Source organism: Muricomes intestini (assembly GCF_004346165.1).
Taxonomy (GTDB): domain Bacteria; phylum Bacillota; class Clostridia; order Lachnospirales; family Lachnospiraceae; genus Muricomes; species Muricomes intestini.
This window is the reverse complement of sequence record NZ_SLZZ01000012.1, coordinates 73,051-85,819: the sequence shown is the minus strand read 5'-3', so window position 1 is coordinate 85,819 and position 12,769 is coordinate 73,051. Positions and strand designations below refer to the sequence as shown.

Here is a 12,769-nt window from a genome sequence, read left to right as displayed (position 1 = left end):
TCTTCCACCTATTCTTTTAATTCCTGTTCAATCAAATCCACCATACTGTCAATAGCAGCACGCTTTGCAATCCGAATCTGCATACTATGTTTTGCTGCCTCCCTCCCAGTCTGTTCACCAATACAGATTGCCAGGATATTGCTATAATTTTCAAGCTTCATTGTATTCACAAAGCCGCGGACTGTAGATGCACTGGTAAATGTCACCGCATGAATTTCCCCTGCATCCAGCATTGAAGAAATCTTTTCCCGTAAGGGTCTGTGGCTTTTGTAATATGTCCGATACAAGGGTACATCGTCAACCGAAATCCCGGCTTTTTTAAGAGGCGGAAGTAGTTCTTGCGATCCTTCTGCCGCCCGGAGTGCCGTCACAAAGCTTCCGCGAGCTGCCTGTACTGCCAGTTCTTTTCCCAGAGTACCGGCAGAATATACTTTCGGCACCAAATCCGCACAAATTCCATATGTACCCAGAGCTCTTTCTGTGGCAGAACCAATTGCCGCAAACCTAACCTTTGCTTTTCTTTGGCACAGCATTCTTATATCCAGCTTGGATTGGCTCATCTGCTCAAAGAATACCTGTACACCTATAGGACTTGTGAAAATTATCCACTCCTCCTCTGCACGGTTTCCAAAGTGAGCGAAGATCTCATCCAAAGCAGGATTCGGAGAAATGGTCTCTGTCACAATAGACGGAAGCTCAATCACCTGTGCCCCCAGTCTGCGGAGCCGCTCTGCAAGACGTAAGCCGGCCTGCTTTGGCCTGGTGATTAGAATCTGTTTTCCTCCGAGAGGCCTGTCCTCCGCCCAGTGAAACGTATCGGCCAGGGTACAGACCTCCCCCACCAAAAGAATGGCTGGAGTTCCAAGCTCTGCCTTCTTTATATCTTCGGCAAGCTTTTCTATGGTGGAAACTATCCGCCTCTGCTCTGCCAGGGTTCCCTTTTCCAGGACTGCAGCGGCCGTGCTTTTGTCCATGCCCGCATCTATAAGCCCTTTTAAAATTTCTTTCATAGAAGAAATCCCCATCAAAAAAACCAGTGTTCCTCTCAGTTGCACGAGAGAAGCATAGTCAATCTTTCTTGTACCATCTTTTCTAGGGTGTCCGGTAATAACATGAAAGGAAGAGGCATAGTCCCGGTGGGTGAGAGGAATTCCTGCATAGGCAGGCACCGCAGATGCCGATGTGACTCCGGGAACCACCTCAAAGGGAATCTGATGTTTAGCCAGCAGCTCCAGTTCTTCTCCGCCGCGCCCGAAAATAAAAGGATCCCCGCCCTTTAGTCTGAGTACTTCTTTCCCTTTTTTGGCCTCCTCAAGCAAAATCTCATTGATTTGCTCCTGAGAGGCCGAATGATTTCCGCAGCGTTTTCCCACATGGATCAGCTCCTTCTCATCGGGAATCTGACTGAGTATTTCCGCACTGATGAGAGCATCATATACAATCACGTCCGCCTCTTCCATCAACTGTTTTGTCTTCACAGTCAAAAGCCCTGCATCACCGGGACCGGCACCGGCCAGCCAGACTTTTCCATTTTTCCCCATTTTATCTGCTCCTCCGTTTCATTTCCTTCGCCAGGACCTCCCCCAGCTGCCGGGGCTTTTCGGCCTCACCGATTCTCTCCGCCGTATAATAAGAATCCTCTCCCTCGCAGTAATACAGACCAGTAAGTCTGATTTCCCTGCCGAGGGCCCTCGCGTGGGCGGCTATGGGGGAAGAACATCCACCGTCAAGTGCAGCGACAAATTCGCGCTCTGCCAGTGCCTCTGTCCTACTTTTACGATTTTGCACATATTCCAGATATGTGTGATCCTCTCCTTTTCTTCCCTGCACAGCCAGGATACCTTGTCCGGCTGCTGGAACCATTTCCTCTATTTCAAAAACACGCCCTATGATATCTTCCATTTTAAGCCTCCTCAGCCCTGCCGCTGCGAGAACTGTACCGTCATAGCCGCCCTCATCAAGCTTCCTTAAGCGGGTCTGCACATTTCCACGTATTCCGCGAAACGTACAGAAAGGGTAGATTTTTTTCATCTGCAGTGTCCGCCGCCTGCTAGATGTGCCGATTACACCTTCCTTAGGGATTTCATGAAATCCAGGACGGTAAATCAGCACATCCCTGGGATCCTCTCTCTCTGTATAAGCAACAATTGGCAATTCCTTCGAAATTTCCATCGGCATATCCTTCAGGCTGTGGACGGAAATATCAATCCGTCCCTCCAGCAGTGCCTGGTCCAGCTCCTTTACAAAAAGTCCCTTGCCGCCGATGTCCTCCAAACTTTTGTGCAGGATTTTGTCCCCGGTTGTCTTCATGGCCGTCAGCTCCACCTGAATCCTCGGATGGTATTTCTGAATCTGCTTTTTTACTATTTCCGCCTGAATCACAGCCAGCCGGCTCTCCCGGCTTCCTATTCGAATGACCGATTTCATTATACACGATTTCCTTTCTCCAGAATTTCATATACAGCAGCCATATCCAGATTTTCCCGGATAACATCTGCCAATTTATCATACTGCTCTTCCTTATATTTTGACAAGTCCACCGGGCTGACTGCATCCTGTGCGATTCCCTTTTGCTTCAGCAGTACCTGTACAAAAGCTCCCGCCACTTCAGGGCGGTCAAATACTCCGTGCACATAGCAGCCCATGACACTTTCCTTTGCCGCGCCGTCAAATTTAAGTGTCTCTTTCTGGGTATCCTCCTGCAATACAAGGATATGCTCTTCTTTCCCTGTAAACTCAGTTGTACCCATATGGATTTCATAACCTTCTATTTCTATCTGGCTGAAAAGGCTTAAGTCCCCTGTCAGGTTCTGAAACTTTCCTGTTACTCTTGTTCTCGTCTTTTGAGGCTGAAATACAGTGTGCATCGGCAGGAGCCCCATGCCTTTAATTTTCCCCTTATGCTCCACACCTTCCGGATCTGTGATTGTATCTCCCAGCATCTGATAGCCGCCGCAGATGCCAAAAACCAGTTTTCCCGCTTTGCTGTGGCGGACCACCTGGGCCTCCAGCCCGATTTGACGCATCCAGAGTAAGTCTTCCATTGTATTCTTGCTGCCTGGAATAATCACCCCGTCCGGATTGCCGAATTCCCCGGGACGTAAGACATAACGCAGTGTGATTCCTTCCATACATTCCAGTGCCATAAAATCTGTAAAATTACTGATGCGTGGTGTGCGGATTACCGCAACATCAAGAATTCCTTTTGTTTCCTTTCTGTCAAACCGCTCCGTCAGGCTGTCTTCGTCATCAATATCCAGATAAAAATAGGGCACCACGCCTGTCACCGGCACATGTATCTTATCCTCCAGCATCCGAAGCCCGGGACGTAAGATTTCTTTATCTCCCCGGAATTTATTAATAATCACACCTTTAACTCTGCTTTTTTCTTCTTCCTCCAGCAGTGCCATAGTCCCTACCAGCTGTGCGAATACACCGCCTCTGTCGATGTCACCCACGAGAAGGACAGGAGCATTTACAAGAGCGGCAAGCCCCATGTTGACAATATCATCTTTTTTCAGATTGATTTCTGCAGGACTTCCTGCACCTTCAATCACTATGATATCATAATTCCTTTCCAATCTGTGAAATGCCTCCAAAATTGCAGGTATATATTCCTTTTTGTGACGGTAATACTCGGCTGCAGACATCACACCTTTCACTTCTCCATTTAGGATAACTTGAGAACCGGTATCATTGGTTGGTTTTAGGAGAATCGGATTCATAGATACACTGGGGCTGATTCCCGCAGCCTCCGCCTGCATTACCTGGGCCCGCCCCATTTCAAGCCCTTCATCAGTTATAAAAGAGTTGAGTGCCATATTCTGGGACTTAAAAGGTGCCGTCCGAAAGCCATCCTGATGAAAGGCCCTGCACAGCCCTCCCACCAGAATGCTTTTTCCTGCATTGGACATGGTGCCCTGTATCATAATTACTTTTGCCACACTTCACACCTCCTCTTTTTAATGGGATATATTTCCTCCAGGGCCTGTATAAGCAGCTGGTTTTCTTCCCCGGTCTTCACCGCTATCCGATAAAACCCCTTCTTTAGTCCTTCATAATTACTGCAGTCCCTTATCAAAATCTTTTTTTCCTTCAGCAGGGCAAACAAATCATAACTGCTTTTCAAAAGCATATAATTAACTGAGGACGGAAAATATGTGACACCCATTCGCTCTAGTTTCTTCTCCAATTTTCTTCGTTCCTCAGTAATAAAAATTCTGGTTTTCTTCACCCTGTCCGCACCGCCCAGTGCAGCGATACCTGCTGCCTGAGCCGGAGCGGACACACTCCAGGGCTGTCTTACTCTCTCCATATTATGAAGCAGCATTCTGTCTGAGGTGATCCCATATCCCAGCCGCAGTCCCGGCATGGCATGCATTTTTGTGAAGGCACGAAGGAGAAACAAATGGGGATATTCACAGATTGCTGTCTGAGATAAAACGCCTTCGGTATCCTCCAAAAATTCGCAAAAGCACTCATCCAGCACCATACGTATCCCTAATTTCTCACATTTTCCCGCAATTTTCTGCAGCAGAGAAAGCGGGGGCAAACCCCCTGTAGGGTTGTCCGGAGAGCAGAGAAAAATCATATCTGTATCCCCTGTCAGCATCTCCAGATATCCTTCATCCAACTGAAAATTTTGCTTCTCTTCAAGATAGTGGTAGTTTATTTCACACCCCACTGCCTTAAGCGCCTGGGCATATTCCAGAAAAGACGGCGCAGTAAGTATCGCCTTTTTGGGCCTTTCCGCAAAAACCAGAGAAAAAATCAAATCTGCCGCTCCATTTCCAAATATCAGGGTATCCCCAGAAATTTCCAGCACCTCTGCCAGCTCCTGTCTCAGCTTTCTGCACTGACTGTCGGGGTACGCCCCCACTGTCTTCATTGCTTCACATGCCGCCTCCAGCACAGCCGGACTCGGCCCAAAAGGATTTATATTTACTGAAAAATCAAGCATTCCCTCATATGTATAAATGTCTCCGCCATGCATATAACTCATAATCACTCCTTGCCTGCCACTCCTTTATGTGATTAAAGACAGCAGCTTTATTGCCCCAAACAAGAGAAAACTCAATACCGCAGTCCCATACAGCAGCCTTCCTGCCCTGACGATATCCTCTGCCTCTACCGGTCTTATAGCATCTCCTATATATTTCTTTTTATAAAGTTTTCCAAAATAAACTGCATCTCCTGCCAGCTGTATTTCAAGTGCCCCTGCACACACAGCTTCTGTCTGGGCAGAATTAGGACTTGCATGGTTCATTCTGTCCCGCCGGTAAATACGCCCGGCATTTTTCCCGTTCATTCCCAGCAGGTAAGCCGAAATAATCATTAATACTGCGGAAACCCTGGAAGGAATGTAATTCAGGACATCATCCAGTTTTGCTGCCAGCCTTCCCAGATACAGATATTTCTCATCTTTATATCCTATCATGGAATCCATGGTATTCACGGCCTTATAGAAAAATCCCAGGGGTGCCCCGCCGATCATCATGAACAGAAGAGGGGCCGTCACACCGTCGGAAGCATTTTCAGCCACTGTCTCCACCGCAGCTTTCGTGACCCCCGCTTCATCCAATCTATCCGTATCTCTTCCTACAATCATGGAGACCGCCTTTCTCGCACCCGGCAAGTCGCCTTTTTTGAGCTCCGTATAAACTTTTCGACTCTCCTGTTTCAGTGATTTTGCCGCCAAAAGCTGATAACACCAAAAGCTTTCCAGTATAAACTCAAGAATCGGATGAATATATCCTGCTATATACAATAGAAACCATGGAATTCCAAAAGCAGGCAAAATAACCAAGACACAAAGAACTACTCCTGCCGCCAGAAGCTTTTTATCACTGTCCCCGCACAGCTTACGCGCTCTCTTTTCCAAGAAACTGATCCATGCACCTATGAGCCTGACCGGGTGCATAAGCCATACAGGATCTCCAAACAAAAAATCCAATATAAAACCTGTCCCACAGGCCGCCAGTGACATCATAATTTTTCTATCCTCCTGCACATTCTGTTTCCTTGTTTCCATTCCTGTTCATTTAGGAAAATCCGGTATCCTCCCCCATTCTCCGGCTGCCAGTCATAGAATTCCCGGCCCTCACTGTCAAGCTGGGACAGTACCGCCATTATGGTTCCCCCGTGTACAACCAGCGCCGCTTTTTGCACCCCTTCTTTTATCCATGCATCTACTGTTTTCAAAAAGCCTTCCATACACCGCTCTTCAAATTCCATCCGGCTCTCCCCTCCTGGAAAGGCCATAGCCCCCCCTGACTCCATCCACTCTAGATAAGCCGTGGTATCGCGCAATTCCTTATAATTTTTTCCTTCAAATGCTCCAAAATCACATTCGCGCAGTTTGTCACACAATACCGGTGTTTCCCCCGGAAATAAAAGTGCTGCCGTCTGAAGACATCTCTGCATAGGACTCGAAGACACTCTCTCCACATTTTTGCATGATTTTTTCCTTTTCTGAACCAACTGCTTTGTATGATCGGTTTCGGCCAAGGTTTCATCGGTTTTACCGATATACCTTTTGTCCAGATTTCCTTTTGTCTGAAAATGCCGTATCATCAAAATTTCCATGCAATACCTCCCGTCAGCATAATCGCAGTCAACATTCCAAGCTCACAGATCTGCAGAAAATATCCCGCCAAATCCCCGGTAATCCCGCCGAACTTATTTCTGCAGGTGTAATAATGATATGAAAAGATAAGTCCTGCAGCCGCAAGTGCTGCGGCTCCCATTGTCAAACTTATCCGGAGCATCCATGCCGCACAAAGCACAATATACACTGCCATTGTGATGACCACTGTCTTTTTCTGTGCCCCGTCCTGGAAAGTCTTTGCCAGTCCGTCCTTTCTGGCGGGAGAAAAGGCTGCCACTGAAAGTCCGCTTAGAGAACGGGAGAGTACATATCCCATGCTGATCACCGGAAGCATTCTGGGGGTAACCTGACTCCAAAGGGATGTATTCCACAAGAGATAGCAGCACATTCCCAGAATGGCAAACGCCCCTGCATGAGAATCTTTCAATATCTCCAGCTTTTTTTCTCTGTCACCATAAGAGCTGAGGGCATCTATTGTGTCCATAAATCCATCCATGTGAATCCCCCCCGTCACAAGTATGGGGATAAGAGTCATAGCTGCCGCGAAAATCATAGTGCCGGCTCCCATTTTCAAGAGCAGCTTTCCCAGCATAAATTCCAGTATACCAAGCACTGCACCCACAACCGGAAAAAAGCACATTGCATATTTCATATTCTTTTTATTCCATTCCACCCTGGGTACCGGTATTTTTGAATACATCGATATTGCAATTGCACAGGATTTAAGCAGATACATAAACTACCTCCGATCACTTTAATACTTCATACTTCTCGATGCCTGTCTCCTCAAAGGTACTCATCTGAAGGTACACCTGGAGGCCCATTTCCAGCAACGGCAGCACTGCCACTGCTCCGCTTCCCTCTCCCAAAAACATATCACAGGTCAAAAAAGGTGACAAGTGCAGTGCATCCAACAGCATCCCCCCTGCCGGCTCCTTTGAAATGTGGGAGGCCAGCATATAGTCACTTGCAGCAGGAACCAGCCTGGCGGCGCACAAAGCTGCAACTGCAGAGATAAAACCGTCTATGACTACCGGAAGACGGTTCATTGCTCCTCCCAAAAACACACCGGTAAGCCCTGCAATGTCCAAACCGCCCACTTTTGCCAGCACATCCAGCACATCATCCTTCTCCGGGCGGTGCAGAGCGATTGCATCTTTGATGACCTGTATCTTTCTTTCCAGGCCTTTCCCTGTCAGACCGGCTCCTTTCCCGGTTACCTCCTCCACCGGTCTATCCAGAAGTACGGCGGCCACAGCACTGCTTGTGGTCGTATTTCCTATTCCCATCTCCCCGGTAGCCAGAATGTCATACCCCTGTTCTTTCAACTCTTCTGCCCTGTGAACTCCTGTCATGACAGCCTGCCAGGCCTCTTCTCTCGTCATAGCCGGCTCCCTAGCCATATTTTTAGTGCCGTAGGCCACCTTTTCGACCAGTCTTGTCACCGAAGGGACATCTGTCACCATCCCGATGTCTACCGGAAAAATATCTGTCCCGGCTTCCCCGCACATAATTGCCACACTTGCGGCCTTTTTTGTAAAATTATCTGCTACAGCCGCAGTGACCTCCTGGCCCGTCTGTGTCACGCCTTCCTCGACCACCCCATTGTCCGCGCACATAATAATCAGCCCTCTTTTCTTAAGACCAAACTCTGTACAGCCCTTCATTCCAGCTATACGGATCACTGCATTCTCCAGCTTTCCAAGAGAAAACAAGGGTTTCGCAACAGACATCCAGCGCCGCCCGGCCGCTTTCATAATTTCTTTATCAGCAGGATGAATCTGCTCTTTTATCTTTTCCATGTTCAAAACCCCTGCACCTCCTTTTACGGCATTCTGTTATAAACCTCTCGGCAAATTTCACATTGGAATAAAAATGAATGTGGGGATAGCCTGCGAAGAGATTTTCTTTCATATGGATACACTCCCATGACCTCTTTCTATCTGGTTTCACGGCAATGCAGTCAACTCCGTTGTCCGTGCTGTCCCAGTAGTGAAATTCATGTCCTCTCAGTTTTTCTCCTTTTTTCAGAAAAGTGCCATCCCATCTGGCCTCCAGCTCTATATATCCAAATCTAACTAATCTATCCGCGTAGAAAGCTTTCTCCGGAAGAACCCCAGCCATCTTTCGGACAGCTCCGGAAGCATCTTCCATCTCCTCATGCAGGTACATAAAGCCTCCGCACTCTGCCAGGCATGGAATTCCGTCATTTATAGCTGCCTTTATGGATGTAAGCATAGATACATTTGCCTCAAGCTCTGCCGTATAAAGCTCCGGGTACCCCCCGCCCAGAATCAGGCCGTGGATATTTTCCGGCAAAACCGCATCGTGCAGAGGACTGAATGAAATCAGTTCACAGCCTGCCCGCGCCAGATATTCCAGGTTATCTTTATAATAAAAGCAAAAGGCCTCATCTCTTGCAATTCCGATTCTGACATTTTCTTCCTCTAATAAGGAATTCTTGTTGTTATTCTCATTCTTTTCAAGGCTTTGAAGGGGCCTATGTCTCCTGCTGTTCCCGGTTTCTATGCTTCTTTCACAGCCTGCAATAGAAAGCAGAGTGTCCAGCTCCACTGTCTCACTCAAAATTTTTCCAGCCTGTTCCATCTGTTCTTGTATACTGCTAATCTCCTGAGGGATCACCAGGCCCAGATGCCTGCTCTTCAGCCCAAAGGCAGGATTTTCGGGAACATAGCCAATCACAGGCACAGCAGAGCCCATCTTTTTTAGTCCTTTTTCAATCATATCCTTCATTCTGGGATAAAGCACGGAGGATACCCGGTTCAGGATAATTCCACATATATGACTATCCTCCCGAAATTCCATGATACCACGTATAACCGGCAAAATGGACAGAGCCATTCCCTTACAGCTGACAACCAGAATTACCGGTGTTTTTAATGTGCGGGCCACATCGTAAGAGCTGGCTTTTTCAGAATCAAGAGATATACCGTCATAGTATCCCATGACGCCCTCGATAACCGTAATGTCTGCCCTTTCTGCATGTCTGTGAAACAAGTCCTGCAGTATTTTCTCTTTACTAAAATACAAGTCCAGATTTTCCGACTCAATACCCAGAACCTCTCGATGAAACATGGGATCAATATAATCCGGCCCGCATTTGCAGGCCGCGACACGCAGGCCGCGCTGACCAAACGCAGCCATTAAACCACAGGATATCACTGTCTTTCCGCTTCCACTGGATACGGCAGCTATCATAAAACTTGGGTTTGGCATTGCTTCCTCCTACTTTATCCCGTCTGAAATAATATAAACCGGATTTTGTCCGGTCATCATGTGATATCTTCCCAACTCCCGGGATTTCGACGTCATAATCTGAACAATCTCCGGCTCTCTCAGTACTTTTTCCTCTATGGCTTCCATAACCTCTCTTACAGTTTCAAGGGATATGGCATTCAGCACAACTCTAACCTGAGGATTTTTCTTCCGGACCGCCTTCAGAATCTCTTTCAAATTACCGGAGCTTCCTCCAATAAATACATGGGTGGGCACTTCCAGCGGCAGAAAAGCTTCAGGTGCCGTCCCCTCAATAATTTCCACATTGTCACAGCAAAATTTCCGGCAGTTCTGCCTTATCAATTCAGTTCCCGCTGGATTCTTTTCGATTGCGTACACCTTGATACTTCCCGACTGTAGAGCCGCTTCTATGCTGACAGAACCCGTCCCCGCTCCCACATCATAGACAACCGCAGTATTCTTCAATACAAGCTTGGATAGGCTGACACTTCTTACTTCTGATTTCGTCATAGGTACCTGCCCACGAATAAATTCCTCATCTTCAATATGCCGGCAGACTCTTTTCTCCGGATGAGAATTTTGCACATAGGCCGCAGCCAAACCTTCAAAATCCTCCGGGCGAACTTGCGCTCCGGTTTTATGCAAGATTTCTTCCTTCTCATAGGAAAGATATTTCCCAATGTAAAATTCCACATCTTCCATGCCATAATAATGTATCTTATCACAGATTTCTCTGGCACAATCCAATCCTCCGAACAGCAGAAATGTCTTTTTATTTCTTGCAATCTCATAAATAAAATTTTGTTTTCTCCCGTGAATACTGACAAGCTCTGCATCTTCCCAGGATATTCCCAGCTTCGCTGCCAGGTATATCACGGAAGAAATGCCCGGCACAGTACATACACAGTAATCGAAAAGTTCTTCCTTGATTTTCTTTGCGCCGCTGTAAAAACCCGGATCACCGGAAAGTGCAACTGCCACATTCTGATATTCTGGATGGTCCTTTATCAGTCCGTAAATTTCTTCCGGTTTATAGGAAACGAATATAGGCTTTTTATAAGCCTGTAGTGCCTGTACCATTCTTTCAGCCCCAATGATGCAGTCACAACTCTCAAAAACTTCTCTTGCCTCCTGTGTCATGAGCCTTTCGTTTCCCATCCCGATCCCTGTCAGATATATCATCCGCTTTTCTTTACACATATTGATATCCTCTCGGTGTCACCATTTTACCGCCTATCTGCCTTGTTTCTTCATTACCGATAAATACAGTAGTGAACATGTCCGTTTCTGTATCTTTTAATTCTTCTAAGGTCAGTACCCTGTGGGTTTCTCCGTCCCTGCCAATATTGCGGACAATGCCGCAGACCGTATCCGGGCTTTTATATTCTAGTACATACTCACATGCCTTTTTTAAATAATCTCTGCGTTTTTTACTGGAGGGATTATACAGACATATGACAAAATCGGCCATGGCAGCCGCCTTCAGCCTTTTTTCAATCTGGGCCCAGGGTGTCAGCAGATCACTTAAACTTATAACTGCAAAATCATGCATAAGAGGTGCCCCCAGCACCGCCGCCCCTCCTGTGGCGGAGGTAATGCCCGGCACCACTTCAATCATCACACCCGGATATTCTTCTCCCAGCTCATACATTAGGCCTGCCATGCCGTATACCCCTGCATCGCCGCTGCAGACCATCGCTACAGCTTTTCCCGCAGCGGCCTCATCAAGAGCCATCCGGCAGCGTTTTACTTCCTGAGTCATGTTCGTTGTCAGATACAGCTTTTCCGGATATTGGGATTTAATTAAATCCACGTAAACTGTATACCCCACAATGACCTGGCATTTCTCCAGCACTTTTGCCGCCTCTAGTGTCATTTGCCTGTCAGCGCCTGGTCCCAGGCCTATGACATACACCTTACTCATTGTCCTTCACTCCTCTGCTGGCCCTGCGGTATTCAGTGGTAAAGTCAGGATTATACAGCTCAGATCTCTGATATTCACTATCCAGAACTCTTCCCACAATAATCAATGCAGTTTTTGTGATCTTCTCCTTTTCTGCCGTTGTTGCCAGGCTGTCAATTGTGCATCGGCACACCTTTTCCTCCGGCCATGTTGCCTTGTATACAATCGCCGCCGGGGTATCCCCCGGATACCCTCCTGCAGTCAGTTCCTCCGCTAATTCTGCAAGCATCCCTGTACTCAGAAAAATTACCATGGTTGCCCTGTGAGCAGCAAAACTTTGAATAGATTCTCTCTTGGGCACTGGTGTGCGGCCGGCCATTCTGGTGATTACAACAGACTGGGAGATTCCCGGAAGGGTATATTCCGTTTCCAGTGCCGATGCAGCCCCGCAAAATGAACTGACACCAGGGCAAATCTCATAGGGAATACCTTCCTGCTCCAGCGCATCCATCTGCTCCTGAATTGCACCATACAGACACGGGTCTCCAGTATGTAGACGAACCACTTCTTTCCTCTCCCGCTCTCCTGCAACCATCACATATATAATTTCCTCCAACGTCATCAGAGCACTGTTATATACAACACAATCTTCCTTCTTTACATCCAGCAGCTTAGGATTCACAAGTGAACCCGCGTAAATAATAATATCCGCTTCCCGCAAATAATTCTGTCCCCGCACAGTGATCAAATCCCAGGCGCCCGGCCCCGCTCCAACAAATACAATCATAATTCTTTCCTTTCTGCCCATACTGCTTAGTGAGGTCCTTTCGAACTTAGCGGCATGGTTGTTTCCCTGCCTATACTACTTGACAAGGTCTTTTCGAGTCTAGTCGTAAGGTACAACCTGCCGGCTTAGTAAGGTCCTTTCGAACTTAGCGGCATGGTTGTTTCCCTGCCTATACTACTTGACGAGGTCTTTTCGAGTCTAGTCGTAAGGTACA

12 protein-coding genes are annotated in these 12,769 nt (G+C 47.4%); all 12 read right to left on the bottom strand.

Annotation, left to right across the window (positions count from 1 at the left end):
* Positions 1-8 precede the first annotated feature (8 nt).
* Genes cobA through cobM form a run of 12 tightly spaced genes read right to left on the bottom strand, consistent with a single transcriptional unit; the run spans position 9 to position 12,555 of the window.
* Positions 9-1,541, bottom strand: coding sequence for a uroporphyrinogen-III C-methyltransferase (cobA, locus tag EDD59_RS10090; protein ID WP_132381435.1), 1,533 nt, complete (start codon positions 1,539-1,541; stop codon positions 9-11).
* Position 1,542: 1 nt separating this feature from the next.
* A complete protein-coding gene (gene hemC / locus EDD59_RS10085; protein WP_132381433.1) occupies positions 1,543-2,427 on the bottom strand; it encodes a hydroxymethylbilane synthase in 885 nt (294 codons plus the stop codon).
* Positions 2,427-3,944 carry a cobyric acid synthase gene (locus EDD59_RS10080; RefSeq protein WP_132381431.1) on the bottom strand — a complete coding sequence of 506 codons (1,518 nt, stop codon included), beginning with the start codon at positions 3,942-3,944 and terminating at the stop codon, positions 2,427-2,429. Before EDD59_RS10080 ends, hemC begins: the two co-directional genes overlap by 1 nt.
* Positions 3,932-5,002 carry a pyridoxal phosphate-dependent aminotransferase gene (locus EDD59_RS10075; protein ID WP_132381429.1) on the bottom strand — a complete coding sequence of 357 codons (1,071 nt, stop codon included), beginning with the start codon at positions 5,000-5,002 and terminating at the stop codon, positions 3,932-3,934. Before EDD59_RS10075 ends, EDD59_RS10080 begins: the two co-directional genes overlap by 13 nt.
* 24 nt (positions 5,003-5,026) lie before the next feature.
* The gene (cbiB, locus tag EDD59_RS10070; RefSeq protein WP_132381476.1) at positions 5,027-5,989 is read right to left on the bottom strand and encodes an adenosylcobinamide-phosphate synthase CbiB; all 963 of its coding nucleotides are present in this window, start codon (positions 5,987-5,989) and stop codon (positions 5,027-5,029) included.
* Positions 5,986-6,585 (bottom strand): histidine phosphatase family protein, encoded by a 600-nt coding sequence (locus EDD59_RS10065; RefSeq protein ID WP_132381427.1) that lies wholly within the window; start codon positions 6,583-6,585, stop codon positions 5,986-5,988. Before EDD59_RS10065 ends, cbiB begins: the two co-directional genes overlap by 4 nt.
* Positions 6,573-7,343 carry an adenosylcobinamide-GDP ribazoletransferase gene (locus EDD59_RS10060; RefSeq protein WP_132381425.1) on the bottom strand — a complete coding sequence of 257 codons (771 nt, stop codon included), beginning with the start codon at positions 7,341-7,343 and terminating at the stop codon, positions 6,573-6,575. Before EDD59_RS10060 ends, EDD59_RS10065 begins: the two co-directional genes overlap by 13 nt.
* Positions 7,344-7,356: 13 nt before the next feature.
* Positions 7,357-8,409: a nicotinate-nucleotide--dimethylbenzimidazole phosphoribosyltransferase gene (gene cobT, locus EDD59_RS18125; protein ID WP_243117384.1), complete on the bottom strand. Its 1,053-nt coding sequence runs from the start codon at positions 8,407-8,409 to the stop codon at positions 7,357-7,359.
* On the bottom strand, positions 8,375-9,844 hold the full coding sequence (locus EDD59_RS18120; RefSeq protein WP_243117383.1) for a cobyrinic acid a,c-diamide synthase CobB: 1,470 nt from the start codon (positions 9,842-9,844) through the stop codon (positions 8,375-8,377). Before EDD59_RS18120 ends, cobT begins: the two co-directional genes overlap by 35 nt.
* A gap of 9 nt (positions 9,845-9,853) precedes the next feature.
* Positions 9,854-11,065, bottom strand: coding sequence for a precorrin-6Y C5,15-methyltransferase (decarboxylating) subunit CbiT (gene cbiT, locus EDD59_RS10050; RefSeq protein ID WP_132381423.1), 1,212 nt, complete (start codon positions 11,063-11,065; stop codon positions 9,854-9,856).
* The gene (cobJ, locus tag EDD59_RS10045; protein WP_132381421.1) at positions 11,058-11,789 is read right to left on the bottom strand and encodes a precorrin-3B C(17)-methyltransferase; all 732 of its coding nucleotides are present in this window, start codon (positions 11,787-11,789) and stop codon (positions 11,058-11,060) included. Before cobJ ends, cbiT begins: the two co-directional genes overlap by 8 nt.
* Positions 11,782-12,555 carry a precorrin-4 C(11)-methyltransferase gene (cobM, locus tag EDD59_RS10040; RefSeq protein WP_132381419.1) on the bottom strand — a complete coding sequence of 258 codons (774 nt, stop codon included), beginning with the start codon at positions 12,553-12,555 and terminating at the stop codon, positions 11,782-11,784. The genes cobJ and cobM overlap by 8 nt, the downstream gene beginning before the upstream one ends.
* Between the last annotated feature and the right edge of the window lie 214 nt (positions 12,556-12,769).